We start from the raw sequence: 20,722 nt of genomic DNA, 5'->3' as shown, positions 1-20,722 counted from the left end.
CGCCATGCCCTATATTCCCCACACCCCGGACGAAGTCCGGGCCATGCTCGACGTCATCGGCGTCAGGAATGTGGCCGACCTTTTCGCCGACATCCCCGAGGATCTGCGCCCGAAGAGCTTCGACCTGCCCCGGGGCGCCACGGAAATGGCCGTTCGCGAGACCATGGAGCGCCTGGCCGAAAAGAACCGCACCGACATGGTCAGCTTCCTCGGCGGCGGCTTCTACGACCACTACGTGCCGGCCGCCTCGGACCTGCTCCTTTCGCGCGGGGAATTCTACACCGCCTACACGCCGTACCAGCCCGAGGCGTCCCAGGGCACCCTCCAGGCCATCTTCGAATTCCAGACCGCCGCCTGCCGCCTGCTCGACATGGAGTGCGCCAACGCCGGGGTCTACGACGGCGGCACGGCCCTGTACGAGGCCCTCATGATGGCCGTGCGCCACACCCGGCGCCGCAAGGTGGTGGTCAGCGAGACGGTCAGCCCCATCTACCGCATCGTGCTGGCCACCTACACCAAAAACCTCCACCTGGAGCTCGTCACCGTGCCCCACGCCGAAGGCCTGGACGACATGGCGGCCCTCGGCGCGGCCCTGGACGACAAGACGGCGGCGGTCGTGGTGCAAAACCCGAACTTTCTCGGCCAGATCCAGGATTTCACCGAGCTTTTCGCCAAGGCCGCCACGGCCGGAGCCGTGTCCGTGCTGTCGTGCTACCCGGTGCTCCAGACCGTGCTCAAGACCCCCGGCGCCATGGGCGCGGACATCGCCACGGCCGAGGGCCAGAGCCTCGGGCTGCCGCTCTCCTTCGGCGGGCCGTATCTTGGCATCATGACCTGCAAAAAATCGCTTGTCCGCCAGATGCCCGGCCGCATCGCCGGCCGCACCAGGGACGCCGCCGGCCGCACGGGCTACGTCCTGACCTTGCAGGCCCGGGAGCAGCACATCCGCCGCCAGAAGGCCACGTCCAACATCTGCTCCAACCAGGCCCTTTGCGCCCTGCGGGCGCTCATAAACGTCTGCCTGACCGGCGACGAGGGCCTGGCGCGCCAGGCCGCCCTGTCCATCGAGAACGCCCACTACGCGGCCATGAAGCTGGCCGCCATCCCGGGCGTGCGGCTCTTAAACGACGCGCCGTTTGGCAACGAGTTCACCGCCGTCTTCCCGGTCAACGCCAAGCTCGCGGCCCGAAAGCTCATGGACGAGGGCATCATTCCGGGCTTTCCGCTCGGCCGCTACTACCAGGGCATGCAAAACGCCCTACTCATCTGCTGCACCGAAAAGCACGGCCGCGCCGACATCGACCGTCTGGCCCGGCGGCTGGGGAAAATCCTATGAGCACCGTTTTTTCCAAATCCAGGCCCGGCCGCGAAGGCGTGTGGCCGGACGCGCCCAAGACCGAGCCCCTGGACTTCATCCCGGGCAACCTCCTGCGCGGTGGCAAAAGCCGGCTGCCCTCCCTGTCCGAGCTCGACGTGGTGCGCCATTTCACCGGCCTTTCCCGCAAGAACTTCGGGGTGGACTCCAACTTCTATCCGCTGGGGTCGTGCACCATGAAGTACAACCCCAAGTTCACCGAGGAAGTGGCCGCCCTGCCGGGGTTCGCGAGGCTCCATCCGCTCACGCCCCAGCTGCCGGGCGGCGGCGACATGACGGCCGGGGCCCTCGAGGTCATGTACGAGACCGAGCGGATGCTCGGCGAGATCACGGGCATGGCCGCCTTCACCCTCCATCCCATGGCCGGGGCCCACGGCGAACTGACCGGCGCCCTCATGATCGCCGCCTACCACGCGGACCGGGGCAACAAGAAGACCAAGATCATCTGTCCGGACTCGGCCCACGGCACCAATCCGGCCTCGGCCCACATCGCCGGGTTCGAGGTGGTCACCATCGAGTCCAAGGACGGCATCATCGACCCGGCCGCCCTGGCCGCGGCCATTGACGACGAGACGGCCGGCGTCATGATGACCGTGCCGAACACGCTTGGCCTGTTCGAGGCCCACCTGCCCGAGATCGTGGCCCTTTGCCGCAAGGTCGACGCGCTGCTCTACTACGACGGCGCGAACCTGAACGCCATCCTCGGCAAGCTTCGGGTCGGGGACGCCGGCTTCGACGTGGTGCACCTCAATCTCCACAAGACCTTTGCCACGCCCCACGGCGGCGGCGGCCCGGGCGCCGGGCCGGTCGGGGTGTCGGAAAAGCTCATCCCCTACCTCCCCATTTCCCGGGTGGAAAAGGACGAGGCCGGCCGGTATTCGCTCAGCTACGACCACCCCAAGTCCATCGGCTACGTGGCCCCTTTCTACGGCAACTTCGGCATCGTGCTGCGGGCCTACGCCTACATGCTGCGCCTGGGGCGCGAGGGGCTGGTCCGGGTGTCGGAAGCGGCGGTCCTGGCCGCCAACTACCTGCGAAAGCGGCTCGACGCGGCCATCGAGGTCCCCTACGACCGGATCTGCATGCACGAGTTCGTGGCCTCGGCCGCCACGCTCGCGGCCACGAAAAACGTCCGGGCCCTGGACATCGCCAAGGCGCTCCTCGATCGCGGCTACCACGCCCCGACCATCTACTTCCCGCTCATCGTCAAGGAAGCGCTCATGATCGAGCCGACCGAGACCGAGAGCAAGGACACGCTCGACGCCTTCGTGGACGATCTGCTCGCCATCCTGGCCCTGGCCGAGACCGATCCCGAGGCCGTGCGCGCCTGCCCGACCACCCTGCCCGTCGGCCGGCTGGACGAGACCTACGCCGCCCGGGCCATGGAGATCACCGATGACCTCTAGCCCGGCCAAACGCCTCGTGGTGGTCGGCTCCGGGCCCGGCGGCTACGAAGCGGCCCTTACCGGCGCGGCAGCGGGCTTGCTTGTGACCCTGGTCGAGCGCGGCAAGCTCGGCGGGGTGTGCCTCAACTGGGGCTGCGTCCCGACCAAGCATCTCCTGGCCACCACGCTGGCCGTGGACGCCCTGGAAGCCCAGGCCAGGCAGAAGCTCGCGTCCGGCACGGTCGTGCCGGACTTGGCCGCCATTCAGGCCAAGAAGAAAAAGCTCTTGGCCGCCACCCAGTCGGCCATGGCCAAGACCCTGGAAAAGGCCGGGGTCCGGCTCGTGACCGGCAACCTGACCGGCGTGTCGGGCGACGGGGCCGGCCGGGTGGCCCACGTGTCCGTGGGCACGGGCGCCGAGGCCCTGCCCTTTGACGCCCTGATCCTGGCGTTGGGGTCCCGGGCCGCCTCGTTTCCCGGGGTCAAGCCGGACGGCCAGGCCGTGCTCGGCGTCTCGCCGGTCCTCGACCTGACCGAGGCCCCGGAGAGCCTCATCATCGTCGGCGCCGGGGCCATCGGCCTCGAATTCTCCGAAGTCTTCCACCGGCTCGGCACCAAGGTGACCATGGTCGACGCCGCCCCGCGCCTGGCACCGCTCGAAGATCCGGACGTGTCCAAGGTGGTGGCCCAAGTCATGCGCCGGCGCGGCATCGACGCCCGGGCCGGGGTGTCGGTCACCTCGCTTGTGACCGAGGACGGCAAGGCCAGGATGACCCTGGCCGGCGGCGAGGTCTTCGTGGCGGACAAGGCGCTGGTGGCCATCGGCCGCTTCGCGCCCACGGCCGTGCCGGGCCTGGCCGAACTCGGCGCGGCCTTTGCCAGCCCCTCGCCCAACAAGGCCTGGATCAGCACCGACGACACCTTGCAGGCCGCGCCCGGCATCTATGCCGTGGGCGACTGCAACGGCCGCCTGCTCCTGGCCCACGCCGCCTCCAGCCAGGGGGCCTACGCCGCCCGCCACGCCGCCGGCCTCGTGACCAGTCCTTACGCGCCGGGACCGATCCCGGGCTGCTACTACGGCGTGCCCGAGATCATGCGCGTGGGCGACATCGCCGCCCCGGGCGAGGCCATGTCCGAAGCTGCCTTCGTGGCCAACCCCATCGCCCAGGCCCATGCCGACACGGCCGGTTTCGCCCGGGTCACCTGGAAGGACGGCAAGGTGGCCGGCATCACGGCTGTCGGCCACGGCGCCTCGGCCATGGGCACGCTGGCCACGGTCATCGTGGCCCAGGCCTGGACGCGCGAGCAGGCCGAAGCCCTCGTCTTCCCCCACCCGGGCCTGGACGAGACCCTGCGCGCGGCGCTGCTCGCGGACGTGAAAACAAGAGAAGCATAAAGGCGAAGATGCGGGGGAAAACTTCTTGAAAGAAGTTTTCCCCCGCGCCCCCTTTCAAGAACTTTCCATGGGGACGGCCAGGTGCGTAAACAAGGGCAGGCGGTGGCAATGCGCGGCGAGGACGATTCGATGCGGCAGGGTGTGACCAGACGGATGGTGTTGCGGGCGGGTCTGGTCGGAGCCTGCGCCTGTTTCCTGCCCTGGCCGGCCCTGGCCAAAAATACCGGGCCGCAAGCCGCGCCGGCCGCTCCCGTCGCGCCCCCGGCCGGCTTTTACGTGACCAACCGCGACCGGCTGCTGGCCGATTTCAAGGGCGTGTGCGCCGGGGCCGAAACCTGGCTGGCCGCCCGGACTTCCGGGCCCACGGCCAAGACCGTGGCCGCCGACGCCCTGCGCCGCTACGAAACGCTTCTCCCCGGCATCCCGGACATCGGCGGCCAGTCCAACCGCAACCAGCCGTTTCTGACCATGGCCGGCTGGCTGACCGCCCTGACCCAGGCCATGCGCGAAAAAAGCCTGCCCGCCAAGGACGCCGGCCGGCTTCTCTACGACCTCTACGCCGCGGACTGGGCCGCCGTGCCGCCGCAGAAAGCCAAGGCCATGGGCGCGTCCCTTTTCTCCCCGGCCTACTTCGCCTCCCTGGAGGACTGGGCCGCGACCAGCCAGAAGCGCCAGCATCCCGGCGACTGGGTGGGCAAGGCCGTGCCCGGCGACGGCAAGACCTTCGACCTCGGCTACGACTACACCGAGTGCGGCGCGGTCAAATACTTCAAGGCCCAGGGCGTGGCCGAGGTGGCCCCGTACTACTGCCTGAACGACTTCCTGGCCTCCCGGGCCCAGGGCACGGGACTCGTGCGCACAGGCACCATCGCCCAGGGCGCGCCGGTCTGCGACTTCCGCTACAAACGCGACCGCCCCGTCACCCAGAACTGGGACACCGAAGTCCCCAAGTTCGCCGCCCCAAAGCCGGCCTGACGTGTAACAAAGCAGGAAGATGCCTCCGGCGGCCGGGAGGGGGTCACCCCCTCCCGGACCCTCCCGAATGGGGTGGCGCCCACCATATGGCCTCGCGTTCCTTTGTCCTTCACCATTGAGGGGTCCGGGGGGAATCATTCCCCCCGGCGGCGTTCGGGGCAGAGCCCCGATTCTTCATTACGACAAGGTGCTTATGTACGTTACGAACAAAACTCTCGTCCTGGCCTCGGCTTCGCCGCGTCGCCGGGAATTGCTCTCCTTGACCGGCATCGCCTTCACGGTCCTGCCGAGCCCGGCCGAGGAGCCGGCTCCGGACATGGGCGAGACGCCGGCCGCCTATGCCGCCCGCATGGCGAGGCTCAAGGCCGCCGCCATGGCCACGGACCATCCCGAGGCTGTGGTCCTTGGCGCGGACTCCATCGTGGCCGTCGGCGACATCATCCTCGGCAAACCGGAAGATGCCGCCCATGCCCGGCGCATGCTGACGCTCTTGTCGGGCCGCACCCACCAGGTGGTCACGGGCTGTGCCCTCTTCGGCCTCGGTCCCGACCCGGAAGTCTTCACCGTGTCCACGGACGTGACCATGGCGGAGATTCCCGAAGCGGCCATCGCCGCCTACGTGGCCACCGGCGAACCCATGGACAAGGCCGGCGCCTACGCCATCCAGGGCGGGGCGGCCGCGTTCGTGACCAGCATTTGCGGGTCGTATACCAACGTGGTGGGATTGCCGTTGGCCGAGGTGCTGGCCAGACTGCGCCAGGCCGGCGCGGTCGCGACCGGCGTCTAACGCGTGAGGCCCCGGCTACCGAGGACACCCCGTAGCGTCACCGCGCCAACCACCACCAGGCCGCCGGCCATGGCCCAGGGTCCCGGCACCTCGCCGTAGCCGAGGGCGACGAGCACCGGATTCAGGATCGGCTCCAGCGTCATGAGGAGGATGGCTTCCAGGGCGCGCAGCCGCTGGATGCACCAGACATAGGCGCAAAGCGACAGGCCCTGCTGCACCAGCCCCAGGTAGCCGAGGCCGAGCCAGTCGCCGGGCGAAAGCGGCAGTTCGGCCACGAGAAACGGCAGGCCGACCGCAGCCGTCAGCACGTGCCCGGCGATGACGGCCGCCACCGGCGACCCGTCCCGGCCGGCCCGCATGGCCAGCGTGAAGACGGCGTAGGAAAGCCCGGTGCCGACGGCGAGGAGATTTCCCCCCAGCCCGGCCGGCGACAGCCGGTCCAAGAAGAAAAGGACCATGCCGCCAAGGACCGCGCCGATGAACAGCCAGTCCGACCGCCGGGTCTTCTCCCCGAGCACGGCCGGGGCGAGCAGGGCCACGTAGACCGGCGCGGTGTAGGCAAGCAGGATGGCGTTGGCCGCCGTCGTCATCCGGGTGGCGGCCACGTTGGTGACGAGGAGCCCGGCATAGCCGAGGGCCCCGGCGACAAAGGCCCGGGTCAGGCGAAACCGGGCCCGGCCCCGGAAAAGGGCCAGCAGGACCAGGGCCGCAAGCAGGCTCCGGCCGCCCGTGACCGCCAGGGGAGACAGGGTCACGAGCTTGATGGCCAGGCCGCCGGTGCTCCAGAGGAGGGCCGTGACGGCCATGAGGACCGCCGCGCGGCCGTGGTCGGACATGGGGACGCTTCCTGTGTTCAGGCTGAGGCCAAGAGGAAAACGGGCACGGAACGGCCCGGAACCATGAACCCAAACGCGCCGGGTTTCAAGCCGCCCGCCACGCCACCATGTTCGAAGCCGAAATCAAATACCTCGCCCCGCCGTCCTTCGATCCGCCGGGAGAACGGCTCCCGGACGCGGTCTATCGCGACGTCTATTTCGATTCCCCGGACGGCAGCTTCTACGCCTCCGGCCGGGAGCTGCGCCTGCGCCAAGCCGGCGGCCGGACCACCCTCACCTACAAGAATCCGTCCTTCGACCCGGCCACGGTCTCCAAGGAAGAACTGGAGACGGACGTGACCGACGGCCCGGCCATGGGCGCCGTCCTCGCAAACCTCGGCTATGTGCCGCGTCTGGCCTTTGCCAAAACCTGCCGCCGCTCCCGGTGCGCCCACGCCGGGTTGGTTCTGGCCGTCACCGTGGTCACGGTCGATTTCGCTCCCGAAACCTTCGTCGAGATCGAGCACCTGGCCGCCACGCGCCAGGCCGCCCTGGCCGCCCTGGCCGTCCTGCGCGCCTTTGCCGCCGACCTTGGACTCAGGCGCGAATATCCGACCGCCTACACCGACCTCTTCCTGGCCGCCCGGCCCGGCGCGGTACCTCTCCGGAACGGCTGACCGCCGGGCAGGCCTGCCCGGCCGCCTTCGACGCTCCGGCTGCCTCGCGTGGGACAAATTTGTCGCTCTTCCTTCTTTTTTGCAGGTTCCGTGATCCCTGGCAAAAACGTCCCCTTTTCGGACAAGGGCGCATCAAGAAAATTAACTCAATAAATACATATTATTAAAAAATGCCGCAATCGTTTGTCCACTCCACAGGTGTACATTGCACGGGAATTGCTTATAACTAGACACAGCCCGAGCCCGATGATCCGATCCGGCGAGGGCCACTTTCACCAGGAGGTCGCCATGGAATCAGCTTTGACGCTGCGAAAAACCGCCCCTCCCGAACTGTCCGACGAGTCGTTGGCCATCCACCATGTCTCGATCCTGGAAGTGGAGTTCGGCCATGGGGCCCTGTCCACCATGCAGCGGGCCATGAAGGAAGTGGCCGCCCAGACGGGCGTCAGCTACGACGACGTCATGCACCGCTTAAACGGCCATATGTACTGGGTCGAATCCACAGGCACGCTCCTGTGCGTCATCCCGCTGCCCGACAACGACCTCTATCTGGAAATCCCCGAGGATTTCTGGCGCATCCGCGAACGCTCCTATTCCACGCATTAGTCCTTCCCCGGCAGGCGGCCCGCGAAGCCACGCGGCCGCCGCCTGCCGCTTCCAAGCCTTGCCCCGCATCCGCTTTTCCGGCATGGTCGCCGGCGGCAAGCCTTTTGCCGCGTGATCCCGCACGCTTCGCACGCAACCACGACCCGGCCGGTACGCACCATGGCGCCCCAAATACCCGACTTTCCAAAGGCCCTGTTCGAGGAACTGGAGACCGAAAAGCTCCAGCGCCGCTTTCTCGAATCCCTGCTCGAATTCCAGAAGGTGGAACGCGGCTCGCTTTGGATCAAGCGCCCGGACGGCTACCAGTGCATCGAAGCCAAGGGCGGCCAGAGCGAACAGCTCATCGGCTTTCTCGTGCCCAAGGACAAGCCGAGCATCGTCGGCTGGGTGATCGAGAACGGCAGGATGACCATTGCCGAGCCCGGCAAGGACAAGCGCCATTTCAAGGAAGCCGAGACCGACTTCGACGTCAAGTCCACGCTGATTCTCTGCTATCCGCTGGTCCTCAAAAACGGCGATGTCTACGGCGCGGTCGAGATCATCGACACGGCCCACGGCGGCAGCCGCCTGAACCTCGGCCGCGAATACCTGGAACTGCTCGAAGAGTTCGTGGCCATCGGTTCCATCGCCCTGGGTAACGCCCTGGCCTTTGCCGACCAGAAAAAGGAAACGCAAAAGCTTCGAAAGCTCCTCGGGGGGCTTACCGGCGAAACGCCGCTGGTCGGCAAGAGCCCGGCCTTCCGCACGGCCCTGGAGGCCGCGCGCAATTACGCCCGCACCGATTTCCCGGTCTGCATCACCGGCGAGTCCGGCACCGGCAAGGAACTCTTCGCCCGGGAGATCCACCGTTTAAGCGCCCGCAAGGACAAGCCGTTCCTGGTCCAGAACGTCTCGGCCATCCCGGAGACGCTCCTTGAATCCGAACTGTTCGGCTACCGGAAAGGGGCGTTCACCGGCGCGGACAAGGACAAGGTGGGCCTCTTTGAAGCGGCCGGCGGCGGCACGGTCTTTCTCGACGAGATCGGCGACATGGCCCTGGCCCTGCAATCCCGCATCCTGCGCGTGCTCCAGGAAAACGAGGTCAAGCCGCTCGGCGGCACCGAAACCCGGGCCGTGGACGTGCGCATCATCTCGGCCACCAACCGCGACCTGACCCGGGCCATCGCCGCCGGCACCTTTCGCGAAGACCTCTTCTATCGCCTGAATGTCCTGCCGCTCGCCCTGCCCGCCCTGCGCGACCGGCCCGAGGACATCCCGGAACTCTTGGACTATTTCCTCACCCGCGACGCAGCCCGCCTGCGCATCCCGGCCAAGGCCCTCTCGGCCCAGGCCCTTCGCGAACTGCGCCAGCGGCCCTTTCAGGGCAATGTCCGGGAAATGGAAAACCTCGTGCGCTATCTCCTGGCCACCGTGCCCGGCGAGGTCATCGAGGTCGGCGACATCCCGCCGCCCCAGGGCATCGCCGCCCGCCACGCCGCCCCGGCCGCCTGCCCCGACCCGGCCGCCAACACGGCCCCGGACCTGGCAGCCTACTCCTGGGACGAACTGGAACGGGCCTACGCCCTGGCCCTGCTCGAAAGGCACAAGTGGAACGTCACCAAGGCCGCCCGCGCCGCCGGCGTCAACCGCTCGACCTTCGATTCGCGGCTGCGGAAGCTGGGGATCAGTAAAGAGTAGGATGCCTCCGGCGGCCAGGATAGGCTCTGCCTCTCCTGGACCTCTCCGCCGGGGGGGATCATCCCCCCCCGGACCCCCCAAAAGGGAAATCAGGCTTTGGCGGCGGGCACGGAGAAGCGCCAGGCGCAGGAACAGTCGTCGCGTGTGATTTCCGGCGGGCAGCTCACGCAGGCGACCTTGATGGCCGGATCGATGCCGGCGGCAAAAGCCGTATATTCCACCGTGCCGCCGGACTGGCAGGGATAGGGCGGCAGGCCCTGGCGCGTCCGCGACGACTGGACCCGGCATTTGACCATGCGAAAGACGAAGGAATCCGCCGTCTCCTCCACGATGTCCCACTGGTTGATCCGGGAGATGAGCCGGGCCCCGAAAGCCGCCTGCAAGGCCGGCAGGCCGCCCGCCTCGGGCAGCCCCAGCGCCGCCTTGGCCCGGATGGCCTCGTAGTACCCGAGCCGCGACCAGCACGAATCGTTGACCCGCTTGGCGTCGTGCATGCCGCGCGCCTCCTCGACCTCCCGGAACCAGACCCCGTCCGCCGCCAGCCACGACACGGACAGGGCGTCCAGAAGCTTCCCCAGCCGCTCCTCGCCAAGGCCGGCCAAGAGCCCCGGCACGTCGCCCGGCAGGTCGAGCGCCCGCTCGATGCGGCGCGAGAGCAGCGGCAAATAGGCGTCCCCGACCCGCGACTCCATGGCCACGGCCGCCTCCGGCCCGAACTGGTGCGCCGCCTCGGCCAGCCACAAGCCGTAATGCACCGCGATCTGCCGCACCGCCTCCATCACCTGCGAAGGCAGGGATAACAATGCCTCCGGCGGCCAGGGCGCTGCCCTGGACCCGTCGGGGGGGATCATCCCCCCCGAACCCCCTGGAAGGGGGGACTGGTCATCTTTCATAATTTTTTTCCCCTCATCCGCCATAGCGTTTCCCCTTATCGAGAACCATCTTCGAGACGAAGCTCAAGGAACGATCAAAGTTCCATTCCTCCAAAAATGCTACGCAAGCTCTCCTCGAACCCTGCGGCGCTTCGCCGCTGGCGCTTAATTCCCGCAGCACCGCCACCCGACCGTCCCGACCCAGACTCCCGCACGCCCCGTTCAGGGGGTCCGGGGGGATGATCCCCCCGGCGGGGTCCGGGGCAGAGCCCCGGCCGCCGGAGGCATCTTCCCTCCCCCCTTACCCGTCCAAACTCCCAAGCTGCTTGATCAGCCCCGAGAGCGCGCCGGTCTGGTCGGAGAGGTTCTGGAAGTGCTGGGAGGCGTCCTTGGCCCGGCCGGCGTTGTCCCGGGCGATGTCGCTGACCTGGGCGACGCTTTCCATGATGGCCTGGGCCGAGGCGGCCTGCTGGTCGGCGGCCGAGGCGATGGCCCGGACCTGGGAGGCCGAGTGCTCGGCGGCTTCGAGAATCTGGCGCAGCATTTCGCCGGACTGTTCGGCGAGCCTGGCCGTGGCGTCCACGGACTGCATGGTATTGTCCACGCCATCCATGTTTTCGCGGGTCATGGCCTGGATGGCCTTGATGTTCTGGCCGACTTCGCCGGTGGCGGCCATGGTTTTCTCGGCGAGCTTTCTGACCTCGTCGGCGACCACGGCGAAGCCGCGTCCGGCCTCGCCGGCCCGGGCCGCCTCGATGGCGGCATTGAGGGCCAGAAGGTTGGTCTGGTCCGCGATGTCGGAGATGACCTGGATGACCGCGCCGATGCCTTCGGACTTGGTGCCGAGCTGGCCCATGTTGGTTTTGAGCGAATCGGCCATGGATTTGAGTTCGGTCATGGCCTGGGCGGTCTTTTTGGCGATACCCGCGCCTTCGAGGGCGATTTCGCGGGTCTGGCCCGTGGCCTTGGAGGCTTCGGCCGCGTTTCGGGCCACTTCGCCCACGGCGTCGCGCATCTCGCCCATGGCCTGGGCGGTGTTTTCCAGGCGTTCCTGCTGCTGCCTGGCCCCCTGGTGGATGTCCTGGCCGAGGCTGGTCAAATCGTGGGTGGCCGCGCCGACCTCGGATACGACGCCGGTCAGGCCGTGGACGGCCCCGAGCATGGCGGCGTTGGCGGCTTCGACCCTGCCGGCCGCCTCACGCGCCTCTTCGGCGGCCTGGGCCGACCGCCCGGCCTCGCGTTTGGCCTCGGCCTCTTTTTCGGTCAGGGCGTCGAGATTGCGTTTGAGGGAGCCGGCCATGCTGTCGAGGGCCTGCTGGAGCTGGCCGGCCTCGTCGTCGCCGGTGGCGGCGAGACGCACGTCGAGGTCGCCGGCGGCGATGCGGCGGGCCGCCTCGGTGGTCTCGCGGATGGGACGGACGATGCCGCGCGAGATCATGATACTCAGCGGCAGGAGCACGAGCAGGAACATGACGGCGAAGACCGCGCCGTCGATATACATCATGCGGTCGCCTTCGGCCTGCATGTGGGCGACGATGTTCGCCGCCGCCTCGTTGACGTTGTCCACGTACACGCCCGTGCCGATCCAGTAGTCGGAGCCCGGGATCCTGGTGGCGTAGCCGATTTTCGGCATGTCGCCCTTGCCGGGCTTGGCCCAGCTGAAGGTGACGAAGCCGCCGCCGGCCGCGGCCGCCCGGGCGAGATCCCGCACCGAATAGACGCCGTCGGGGCCTTTGAGCTCGGCCAGGTCCTTGCCTTGCAGGGTCGGGTTGACCGGGTGGGCCACGTTGGTCGTGCCGGTGTAGACGAAATAGTAGCCGGACCGGTCCTCTTCGAAGAAGGCGTCCTTGACGGCCTGGCGCAGGAAGGCGGTCCGGGCCGCCTCGCCTTCGAGGGACGACAGGGACTTGGACAGGACCGAGGCCAGGGAGTCCGTGGCCACTTTGATCTTGGCCCGTTCGCCGGCCATCATGGCCTCGGCGGCCTCACGTGCCCCGGTCTCGGCCAGCCGCCGGGAGGAATAGGCGCCCACGCCGAAGAGGACGGCCGCCGACAGGGTGGAAATGAGAAAAAGAAGCAACAGTTTGGTTCTGATGTGGAGGTTTTTCAAGGCCGACACTCCTTGTTGGGAACGGGGAAAAGGGACGCCGGCCCGAAAATCGGGCCGGCCGTCCTCAAGCTGGCGGAATGGGATTACAGGGAGGAGCCGAAAACGAGCAGGATCACGTAAATGGCGGTCACCGTGAAGACGAATTGGCGCATGTTGCGGACGAATCGCTTGCGCTTGGCCAGCATGAACTCGATCATGCCGAGCCGTTCGTCGGGCCTGTCCCGCATATGCGGCAACCGGTCGATATAATGGTCCATGTAGGCGTGTTCCGACAACAGCAGCAGGTAGATACGTGATCGGAAATAGAGACGGTAGTACAGATAGAAGAGCAGAAAGTAGGCTACGAAGAGCACCAGGGCGTAACGCAGGCTGAGCATCGAGACCATCCTTTGGGGTTCCGGCGCGCCAATTCGCTGCCAAGGGCTCTTTCCCATACTTCGGCCCCGAACTCAAGGCCACGCCGGCCTTGCCCCGCCCCCGGGGCCGGTGTAACGTCCCCAAGCTCTTCAAATTCCCTGACGGAGGCCTCGACCATGACCACGGGCGACCGGCTGTCCCTTCTCGTCTCCGGGCTTGGCCCCATCGGCAAGATCCCCCACGCGGCCGGCACCTGGGGCTCGGCCGTGGCCGTGCTGGCCGCGCCGGCCCTGTTCGTGCCCCTGCCCGGCTTCTGGCGCGTGGTTGTCCTGGCCGCGCTTTTCTACGTCGGCGGCGTCACGGCCACCCGCACCGAAAAGCTGCTCGACAAAAAAGACCCGGGCCACGTGGTCATCGACGAGCTGATCGGCCAGTGGCTCACCTTCCTGCCCTTTGCCGCGCCGACCACCTTCGAGCTGGCGGCCGGATTCGTCTTTTTCCGGGCTTTCGACATCCTGAAGCCGCCGCCGGTGCGGGCCTCGGAGCACTGGCTGCCCGGCGGCTACGGCGTCATGATCGACGACGTCTTGGCCGGCATCTACGCCTGCCTGTGCCTGGCCGTGCTCCACTGGCTGCGCTGACCGGACCCGCCCTCGAAAATCCGTGTCTCCGAATTGCAAAAACAAACGAGGGTCTTGCATACTATGACGCGACTGCGCTCCGAAGACGACTTCCTGGCCCTGATCGACCGGCACTTCCCCCGCGAGGGCGACGGCATCGTGCTGCCGCGCGGCGACGACGCGGCGGTGGTGGCCTGTCCGGGCCCGGTCTGCCTGACCACGGACCTGTTCCTGGAGGACGTGCACTTCCGGCGCGGCTATTTTGCGCCCGAAGACACCGGCTACAAGGCCCTGGCCGTCAACATCAGCGACGTGGCCGCCATGGGCTGCCGGCCCACGGGATTTGTCCTCGGGCTCGTGAGCCCCGAGGATGCCGACCGGGAATACTGGGACGGGGTCCTGGCCGGCATGGCCACCCTTGCCGCCCGGTTCGACCTGCCCCTGGCCGGCGGGGATCTCAGCCGGGGGGACAAGGTCGGCCTCTCGGTCACCCTCTGGGGAACGCCCGGCCCCTCGGGCCGGTTCCTGACCCGGGGCGCGGCCACGCCCGGGGACGTGCTTTTTGTCGTCGGCGACATCGGCCTGGCCCGGGTCGGGCTTACTGTGCTGGAAAAGGACGGCCCGGACGCGGCCGCCCGTTTCCCGGACGCCGTGGCCGCCCACCTGCGGCCCGAGCCGCAGGTGGCGGCCGGGCTGGCGCTGGCCGGCCTGTCCCGGGTCACGGCCTGCATGGACGTCTCCGACGGCCTGGCCCGGGACCTGCCGCGCCTTCTCCCGCCCGGGCTCGGGGCGGACCTTTTCCTGACGCCGGCCCTGCTCCATCCCGAGGTCACGGCCCATGCCGCCGGCCACGGCCGCAAGCCGGAAAAGGAAGCCGTCTTCGGCGGCGAGGACTATGCGCTCCTCGCGGCCGTGTCCCCGGCCGGCTGGCCCGAGGTCAGGGCCGCCCTGCCCCAGGCCAAGGCCATCGGCCTGGTGGCCGGGAACGCCGCCTCTACGTTAAACGGCGCGCCCTTTGACCCGCGCGGCTTCGACCACTTCGGCTAGGCATGGGGCGGCTCTTTTTCGGGGCCGTCTGCATCGGCTTCTCCGCCGTTTTCGTCAAGCTGGCCGGGGTCGCGCCTTCGGTATCGGCCTTTTGCCGGCTTGGCATCGGCGGCGTGGCCCTGGCCCTTGGCGGCATCTCCCTCGGTTCGGTCCACTCCGGCCCGGACCGGCCAACCTGAAGGAGGATTTCCATGGACCTGACCCTTCGCGTCCTTGGCCTGGTGCGCTCGCCCCTTGACGATCCGGCCACGGCCCCGCGTGTCGAGACCGACAACGCGCCCCAGGCCGATCTGGTCATGGCCCCGGCCTATCGCACGGCGGCCGGCTCCCTCGAAGTCGGCCAGACCATCCTGGTCTTCACCTGGTTCCACCTGGCCGACCGGTCCTGCCAGGAGGTCCATCCCCGCCACGACCTGAGCCGGCCGCTGACCGGGGTCTTCAATACCCGCTCCCCGGACCGCCCCAACCCCATCGGCCTGCACCAGGTCCGCATCACGGCCATAAACGGCGACGTCATCACCGTGGACGGGATCGAGGCGGTAAACGGCACCCCGGTCATCGACATAAAGCCCCTGCCCGACCGCGCGCCGCGGACCTGACCGCCGGCCCGGGCGGCCGCCCGCCGGGGACCTTGGTTTTTTTCCGGCCCAAGGCTTGCCTTGGGGCAGACAAATGCTTTAGTTGTTTCAGGATCGTCCACCCATTCCACCAAAGGAGCCCCGCATGTCCAACAAGGAACACGTCAAAAAGGTCAATGCCGTCGTTTGCGCCTACTTTGCCCATACCGGCTATCTGACCCGTGAGGAAGCCAAGGAATTGTGCGGCTTAGACGAGTCCCTCTTCGAGGAGGCCTATGGCAAGGCCGGCAAGATATTCAGCCGGATCGGCTCGGAACCGGACAAGGGCGTCAGCAAGCTCTTCCAGAACATGTCCCAGGAAGTGGACGAATACATGAAGCATATCAGCGGGTACGGCATCGCCTAGCCCGGAGAAGCCGCGTCGCCGGCCCGGAGGCCCTCCGGGTCGGGACGCTCCAAAGCCGCCCATGCCCGATCCCCACGCCAGCCCCGCCCGGGCCCGGCCCGGCCTCTTGGCCGCCCTGGCCACGGCCTTTGAAACCGGCCACCTGCCGGCGGAAAGCCCCCTGCCCGCCTGGCTTGGCCCCGTTTTCGCCATCAGCCGCTCGTTTCTCGACACCCGAGGCATCTTGCAGGCCTCGGCCCTGTCCTATACCACGGTGCTTTCCATCGTCCCGTTCCTGGCCGTGGCCTTTTCCCTGGCCAAGGGCCTCGGGCTCTACAACTCGCCCCAGGTGCGCGGGCTTTTGCTGCGCCTTTTCGCCGGCCGCGAGGACGTGGCCGACCAGATCCTGCTCTACATCCAGAACACCAACCTCCAGACGCTCGGGGCCGTGGGCACGATCCTGCTCCTTTTTACGGCCGTCTCGCTCCTTTTCAACATCGAGGTGGCGGTCAACGCGGCCTGGGGCATGGCGCCAAAGGCCACGGTCTGGAGCCGGTTCACCAACTATTTCGTCTTCATCGTCCTGTGCCCGCCGCTCCTTTTCGCCGCCTTAAGCGTCACGGCCACCCTGCAGGCCCTGGACGTGACCCACCGCCTGCTGGCGATTTCTTTCATTTCCGGCCTGGAAAAGGCCCTGCTGACCATTGCCCCGGTGGTGGTCATCTGGGGCGTCTTTTACCTCCTCTACCAGTTTTTGCCCAACACCCGGGTCAAACCCGCCTCGGCCCTCCTCGGGGCCGTGACGGCCGGCACGGTCTGGCAGGTCGTGCAGTGGGCCTATCTCAAATTCCAGTTCGGCTCGGCCAGCTACAACGCCATCTACGGCAGCTTCGCCCAGATTCCCCTGCTTCTGGTCTGGCTCTACGTGAGCTGGGTCATCGTGCTTCTTGGCGCCCAGATCAGCCACACCAGCCAGTGCTACCGCCAGTTTTTGCTCGAGGACCGGGCCCGCCGCCTGACCCAGGCCCAGCGGCACGGGCTGGCCCTTTTCCTGGCCCTGCTCGCCGCCCGGGCCGCCGCGGCCCGTCGCCTGCCCCCGCCCGTCTCCCGGCTGGCCGGGCTCTTCGGCCTGCCGGAGCCGGTCCTGGCCGGCCTGTGGGAGGACCTGGCCACGGCCGGCCTCGTGGTCGAGGCCGCCTCGCCGGACGGACGGGCCTTCACCTCCCTGGCCCGGCCCGAGGACGTGACCGTGGCCGAGGTGGCCCGGGCCCTGGACAGCCGCCGGGACGGCCATGCCCCGCCGGCCCTGGCCGAGTCCTTCCCCAAGTTCGCCCCCCTTTTCGAGGCGGCGGACGCGAGCGACCGGCAGGCAACCCTGGCCGGCCTGCTCGCCCGGTTCGGGCCGGACCTCGACGCCGTGCTCGCCGATCCCGCCTGAACCTGCGCCTTCCTTTTCCTTCACTTTTCCGATACAGCCAACCGGATCGCAACGTACGATCCGGGAGCAGTCCATGCCCTCTCTGACCTATTGGCTGGCCTATCTGGCCTTTGGCGGCGTGGCCGGCATCATCGCCGGCCTGCTCGGCGTCGGCGGCGGCATCGTGGTGGTGCCGGCCCTGGTCTGGTTTTTCACGGCCCAAGGCTTTCCCGCGGAAACGATCATGCAGATGGCCCTTGGCACGTCGCTTGCCGCCATCGCCTTCACCTCGATTTCGAGCTGCCGGGCCCACCACTGCCGGGGCGCGGTCCTTTGGCCCGTGGTCAAGCGCATCACCCCGGGCATCCTCATCGGCACCTTTGCCGGCACCTGCCTGGCCGCCAGGCTTTCCACCGGGTTTCTCAAGGGCTTTTTCGTCTGCTTCCTCTATTATGTTTCCGTCCAGATGCTCCTGAACATCAGGCCCAAGCCCACGCGTCAGATTCCCGGGGGGCCCGGGATGTCCGCCATGGGCTTTGCCATCGGCGCGGTGTCGAGCCTGGTCGGCATCGGCGGCGGCACCATGTCCGTGCCGTTTCTGGTCTGGTGCAACGTGCCCATCCACATGGCGGTCGGCACCTCGGCGGCCATCGGCTTTCCCATCGCCGTGGCCGGATCGGTCGGCTACATCGTAAACGGCCTGGGCGCGGCCAACCTCCCGCCCCTGTCCTTTGGCTACGTCTCCCTGCCCGCCCTTGTGGGCGTGGCCGCGGTCAGCATCCTGACCGCGCCCTACGGCGCGCGCCTGGCCCACAAGCTGCCCGTCGCCGCCCTCAAGCGCTTTTTCGCCGTCTTCCTGCTGGCCATGGCCACGCGCATGCTGTGGAGCCTGTTCTAGATCCGGGACAAGGAGACCGTCGTGGCCCAAAGCCTTTTCGGACTGGCCGTGTTCCTGGCCCTGGCCGCCGCGGTCAGCGAACGCCGGGGGGTGATCCCCTGGCGCATGGTGGTCGGGGGCCTGGGGCTCCAGGTGGCCATTGCCGCCTTCATGCTCAAGGCCCCCTTCCTGCGCGGGGTGTTTCTCGGCCTCAACGCCCTGGTCGCGGCCATGGATACGGCCACCCGGGCCGGCACGGCCTTCGTCTTCGGCTACGTGGGCGGCGGCCCGGCCCCGTTTACGGTCACCGATCCCGGATCGAGCTTCATCCTCGGCTTCCAGGCCCTGCCCCTGGTCATCGTCATCGCCGCCCTGACCGCGCTCCTTTATTACTGGAACATCCTGCCGCGCGTGGTGCGGGGCTTTTCCTGCGTGCTGGAAAAAACCATGGGCATCGGCGGCGTGCTCGGGGTGGGGGCCGGGGGCTGCATTTTTCTCGGCATGATCGAATCGCCGCTTTTGATCCGCCCCTACATGGAGCGCATGACCCGAAGCGAGCTCTTCGCCATGATGGCGACGGGCATGTCGTGCATCGCCGGCACCATGCTCATGCTCTACGCCACGGTCCTTGCGGCCGTCATCCCGGACGCGGTGGGGCATATCCTCACGGCCTCGGTCATCCACGCCCCGGCGGCGCTCCTGGTGGCCGCGCTCATGGTGCCGGAGACCGGGGCCCCGACCCTTGGCCGGGTGCTGCCCGCCTCGCCGGCCACCGGGGCCATGGACGCCGTGGTCTCGGGCACGGCCGACGGGTTGAAACTTTTCTGGAGCATCGTGGCCACGCTCCTGGTGTTCGTGGCCCTGGTCAAGCTCGCCAACATCGTGCTCGGCGTCCTGCCGGCCGTCGGCGGCGGGCCTGTGACCCTGGAGCGGATGCTGGGCCTGGCCATGGCGCCGGTGGCCTGGCTCCTTGGCGTGCCCTGGGCCGAGGCGGCCACGGCCGGAAGCCTCCTTGGCACCAAGATCGTGCTCAACGAATTCATCGCCTTCATCGACATGGCCAAACTTCCGGCCGACGCCCTCTCGCCCCACGCCCGGCTCATCCTCACCTACGCCATGTGCAGCTTCGCCAATTGCGGCAGTGTCGGCATCCTGCTCGCCGGCATGGGCTCGCTGTGCCCGGAGCGCAAGGCCGAGATCACGGCCCTGGGTGGCCGGGCCCTGCTCGCCGGGGTGATCGCCTCGCTCATGACCGGCACGGTGGTTGGCATCCTTACCTCGTTCTAGACCCACTTCCTTCCCGGGGCCGAACCGCCCAGGCAGCAGCGGCCGGCGCGCAAGGCGGCCACGAAAGCGGCCCGGCCGCAAACCGGCGTCTCGATCCGGACCGTCACCCGGCCGAGTTCGGACAGGTCGTGGGCGTCGGAACCGCCGAGGCAGCACTTCCCGTGCCGCCCGGCAAAAGCCTTGGCGGCCGCGTTTTCCACCGGGCTGTTGCGCCCGTTTTCCACTTCCACGGCCCGAAGGAGCGGATGGTCGAGGAGGTCCGGCCAGGCCGGCTGCCGGGCCCGGAAAGGATGGGCGGCCACGGCCAGGCCGCCAAGGGCCTCGGCCGCTTCGAGGACCTCCGGGGCCGAAAGGCCGGGGCCGAGGTCCTCGAACGGTCCGTAGAGCAGGATATCCCCCTCGGGCGTGGTGTATTCCATGCCGATAAGGACGCATAGCCCGTCGTCCTGGACGCCTTCCCGGACCTTCTGGGCCATGTCCATGGTGTCGTGGTCGGTCAGGCACACGCCGTCGAGGCCAAGGCTCCGGGCGTTTTCGAGGATCGCCGACAGGGCCAGCCGGCTGCAGGCGGAAAAACGGGTATGGACGTGCAGGTCGAATCGCATAGCTTTCCCCTTGCCGCGCGGGAGGCGGCACCGTGGTCCTACCATGCCCCGGGGGAATGTCCATGCCCGGGCTCCCGCCGCCGGCCGGACAGGGCCGCGGACCGGCCGCTTCCAGGAGCGGCCCGGGAGCCCGGCTCCGCCAAGAACGATCAGCGGCACCGGCACCCGGGGGACGATGCCGGCTCACTCCCTGGACGCGACATGGAGTCCCACCAGACGGGCCATGAAAAAGACCAGGTAGAACTGGCCGGCGATGCCTTCGAGCATGGCCAGGGTCTGGGCCACCGGAGCGAGCGGCACGATGTCGCCGTAGCCGGTGGTCAGAAGCGTCACGTAGCTGAAAAAAAAGAGCAACCCGTTGATGTCGCGGGGCGCGAGGTCCCGCCCGTGGAGGGTGAAGGCAAAGGCGTCCGGCACCAGGCTGTAGACCAGGCCGTAGAGCGAATACCACAGGGTACCCAGGAAGAGGTAGACGCAAAGGCCGCCAAGGACCGTATCGAGGTCCACCCGCCGCTGGGCCGCCAGGTACTTCGAGACCTGGACCACGGTCAAAAGGATCACCGCCATGCCGAGGACCTCGCTGGCAAGCCCGGTCCCGGGCCAGCCGGCCAGGTACTTGGCCACCAGGGCCAGGCCGCACAGCACGGTCAGGACGAGGATCAACGAGAAGACCCGGCTTTGGCGCACTCCTTTGAGGGCGGCGAAGAGGATGGCCAGGAAGATGAGGTCCTGGAGGATGTTGGCGGTCGGGCCCCGCAGAAACGGCGACACCACCAGCTGGCCGACCAGGGCGGCCAAGAGGAAATGGAAGCGCCGGCGGACGGGCGGGACGGCCGCAACGGCCGGTGACGCGGATGGGGCCATGGGATTCTCC

At 68.1% G+C, this 20,722-nt stretch carries 22 protein-coding genes; 16 read left to right on the top strand and 6 right to left on the bottom strand.

Annotated elements, in window-relative coordinates; all coding sequences use genetic code 11:
* Positions 1-4: 4 nt before the first annotated feature.
* The 5 genes from gcvPA to DFW101_RS00735 all read left to right on the top strand — a co-directional run bounded on the left by gcvPA (position 5) and on the right by DFW101_RS00735 (position 5,918).
* Complete coding sequence (gene gcvPA, locus DFW101_RS00755; RefSeq protein WP_009179626.1) at positions 5-1,336, top strand: aminomethyl-transferring glycine dehydrogenase subunit GcvPA; 1,332 nt, start codon at positions 5-7, stop codon at positions 1,334-1,336.
* The gene (gcvPB, locus tag DFW101_RS00750; RefSeq protein ID WP_009179625.1) at positions 1,333-2,781 is read left to right on the top strand and encodes an aminomethyl-transferring glycine dehydrogenase subunit GcvPB; all 1,449 of its coding nucleotides are present in this window, start codon (positions 1,333-1,335) and stop codon (positions 2,779-2,781) included. The genes gcvPA and gcvPB overlap by 4 nt, the downstream gene beginning before the upstream one ends.
* The gene (locus DFW101_RS00745; RefSeq protein ID WP_009179624.1) at positions 2,771-4,156 is read left to right on the top strand and encodes a dihydrolipoyl dehydrogenase family protein; all 1,386 of its coding nucleotides are present in this window, start codon (positions 2,771-2,773) and stop codon (positions 4,154-4,156) included. Before gcvPB ends, DFW101_RS00745 begins: the two co-directional genes overlap by 11 nt.
* 129 nt (positions 4,157-4,285) lie before the next feature.
* Positions 4,286-5,131: an L-2-amino-thiazoline-4-carboxylic acid hydrolase gene (locus DFW101_RS00740; RefSeq protein WP_232286114.1), complete on the top strand. Its 846-nt coding sequence runs from the start codon at positions 4,286-4,288 to the stop codon at positions 5,129-5,131.
* A gap of 193 nt (positions 5,132-5,324) precedes the next feature.
* The gene (locus DFW101_RS00735; RefSeq protein WP_009179622.1) at positions 5,325-5,918 is read left to right on the top strand and encodes a Maf family protein; all 594 of its coding nucleotides are present in this window, start codon (positions 5,325-5,327) and stop codon (positions 5,916-5,918) included.
* On the opposite strand, the gene DFW101_RS00730 is transcribed toward DFW101_RS00735, so the two are convergent.
* On the bottom strand, positions 5,915-6,754 hold the full coding sequence (locus DFW101_RS00730) for a DMT family transporter (RefSeq protein ID WP_009179621.1): 840 nt from the start codon (positions 6,752-6,754) through the stop codon (positions 5,915-5,917). The genes DFW101_RS00735 and DFW101_RS00730 overlap by 4 nt on opposite strands.
* A 107-nt stretch (positions 6,755-6,861) precedes the next feature.
* On the opposite strand from DFW101_RS00730, the gene DFW101_RS00725 reads away from it, so the two are divergent.
* From DFW101_RS00725 to DFW101_RS00715, 3 genes are all read left to right on the top strand, one after another.
* Positions 6,862-7,410: a class IV adenylate cyclase gene (locus DFW101_RS00725; protein ID WP_009179620.1), complete on the top strand. Its 549-nt coding sequence runs from the start codon at positions 6,862-6,864 to the stop codon at positions 7,408-7,410.
* 288 nt (positions 7,411-7,698) lie between these two features.
* Positions 7,699-8,016 (top strand): hypothetical protein, encoded by a 318-nt coding sequence (locus DFW101_RS00720; RefSeq protein WP_009108988.1) that lies wholly within the window; start codon positions 7,699-7,701, stop codon positions 8,014-8,016.
* Between the two features lie 159 nt (positions 8,017-8,175).
* Entirely contained in the window at positions 8,176-9,693 is a 1,518-nt protein-coding gene (locus DFW101_RS00715) for a sigma-54-dependent Fis family transcriptional regulator (RefSeq protein ID WP_009179619.1), read from the top strand.
* An 89-nt stretch (positions 9,694-9,782) separates the two neighbouring features.
* Here DFW101_RS00715 and DFW101_RS00710 read toward each other — a convergent pair whose 3' ends face one another.
* The 3 genes from DFW101_RS00710 to DFW101_RS00700 all read right to left on the bottom strand — a co-directional run bounded on the left by DFW101_RS00710 (position 9,783) and on the right by DFW101_RS00700 (position 13,052).
* Positions 9,783-10,544 carry a DUF6125 family protein gene (locus tag DFW101_RS00710; protein ID WP_009179618.1) on the bottom strand — a complete coding sequence of 254 codons (762 nt, stop codon included), beginning with the start codon at positions 10,542-10,544 and terminating at the stop codon, positions 9,783-9,785.
* 322 nt (positions 10,545-10,866) lie between these two features.
* On the bottom strand, positions 10,867-12,684 hold the full coding sequence (locus tag DFW101_RS00705) for a methyl-accepting chemotaxis protein (RefSeq protein ID WP_232286113.1): 1,818 nt from the start codon (positions 12,682-12,684) through the stop codon (positions 10,867-10,869).
* A 74-nt stretch (positions 12,685-12,758) separates the two neighbouring features.
* The gene (locus DFW101_RS00700) at positions 12,759-13,052 is read right to left on the bottom strand and encodes a hypothetical protein (protein WP_009179616.1); all 294 of its coding nucleotides are present in this window, start codon (positions 13,050-13,052) and stop codon (positions 12,759-12,761) included.
* 156 nt (positions 13,053-13,208) lie between these two features.
* On the opposite strand from DFW101_RS00700, the gene DFW101_RS00695 reads away from it, so the two are divergent.
* From DFW101_RS00695 to DFW101_RS00665, 8 genes are all read left to right on the top strand, one after another.
* On the top strand, positions 13,209-13,673 hold the full coding sequence (locus DFW101_RS00695) for a phosphatidylglycerophosphatase A family protein (protein WP_009179615.1): 465 nt from the start codon (positions 13,209-13,211) through the stop codon (positions 13,671-13,673).
* A gap of 63 nt (positions 13,674-13,736) precedes the next feature.
* The gene (gene thiL / locus DFW101_RS00690) at positions 13,737-14,699 is read left to right on the top strand and encodes a thiamine-phosphate kinase (protein ID WP_009179614.1); all 963 of its coding nucleotides are present in this window, start codon (positions 13,737-13,739) and stop codon (positions 14,697-14,699) included.
* 2 nt (positions 14,700-14,701) lie between these two features.
* Complete coding sequence (locus DFW101_RS19355) at positions 14,702-14,878, top strand: hypothetical protein (RefSeq protein WP_009179613.1); 177 nt, start codon at positions 14,702-14,704, stop codon at positions 14,876-14,878.
* Between the two features lie 12 nt (positions 14,879-14,890).
* Positions 14,891-15,298 carry a tRNA (N6-threonylcarbamoyladenosine(37)-N6)-methyltransferase TrmO gene (gene tsaA, locus DFW101_RS00685; RefSeq protein ID WP_009179612.1) on the top strand — a complete coding sequence of 136 codons (408 nt, stop codon included), beginning with the start codon at positions 14,891-14,893 and terminating at the stop codon, positions 15,296-15,298.
* A 124-nt stretch (positions 15,299-15,422) separates the two neighbouring features.
* Positions 15,423-15,683, top strand: coding sequence for a hypothetical protein (locus DFW101_RS00680; RefSeq protein WP_009179611.1), 261 nt, complete (start codon positions 15,423-15,425; stop codon positions 15,681-15,683).
* Positions 15,684-15,744: 61 nt separating this feature from the next.
* On the top strand, positions 15,745-17,100 hold the full coding sequence (locus tag DFW101_RS00675; protein ID WP_009179610.1) for a YihY/virulence factor BrkB family protein: 1,356 nt from the start codon (positions 15,745-15,747) through the stop codon (positions 17,098-17,100).
* Positions 17,101-17,173: 73 nt separating this feature from the next.
* A complete protein-coding gene (locus tag DFW101_RS00670; RefSeq protein ID WP_009179609.1) occupies positions 17,174-17,977 on the top strand; it encodes a sulfite exporter TauE/SafE family protein in 804 nt (267 codons plus the stop codon).
* A gap of 21 nt (positions 17,978-17,998) precedes the next feature.
* The gene (locus DFW101_RS00665; RefSeq protein WP_009179608.1) at positions 17,999-19,243 is read left to right on the top strand and encodes a NupC/NupG family nucleoside CNT transporter; all 1,245 of its coding nucleotides are present in this window, start codon (positions 17,999-18,001) and stop codon (positions 19,241-19,243) included.
* Here the strand turns inward: DFW101_RS00665 and DFW101_RS00660 are convergent.
* Together DFW101_RS00660 and DFW101_RS00655 are read right to left on the bottom strand one after the other, a co-directional pair.
* The gene (locus tag DFW101_RS00660; protein WP_009179607.1) at positions 19,240-19,848 is read right to left on the bottom strand and encodes a PHP domain-containing protein; all 609 of its coding nucleotides are present in this window, start codon (positions 19,846-19,848) and stop codon (positions 19,240-19,242) included. The genes DFW101_RS00665 and DFW101_RS00660 overlap by 4 nt on opposite strands.
* 183 nt (positions 19,849-20,031) lie before the next feature.
* Positions 20,032-20,712, bottom strand: coding sequence for an ion channel (locus DFW101_RS00655; RefSeq protein WP_009179606.1), 681 nt, complete (start codon positions 20,710-20,712; stop codon positions 20,032-20,034).
* Between the last annotated feature and the right edge of the window lie 10 nt (positions 20,713-20,722).

Origin of the sequence: Solidesulfovibrio carbinoliphilus subsp. oakridgensis (assembly GCF_000177215.2) — a bacterium.
Classification (GTDB): Bacteria; Desulfobacterota; Desulfovibrionia; order Desulfovibrionales; family Desulfovibrionaceae; genus Solidesulfovibrio; species Solidesulfovibrio carbinoliphilus.
The sequence above is the reverse complement of the archived record's forward strand: the minus strand, read 5'-3'. Positions and strand labels throughout refer to the sequence as shown.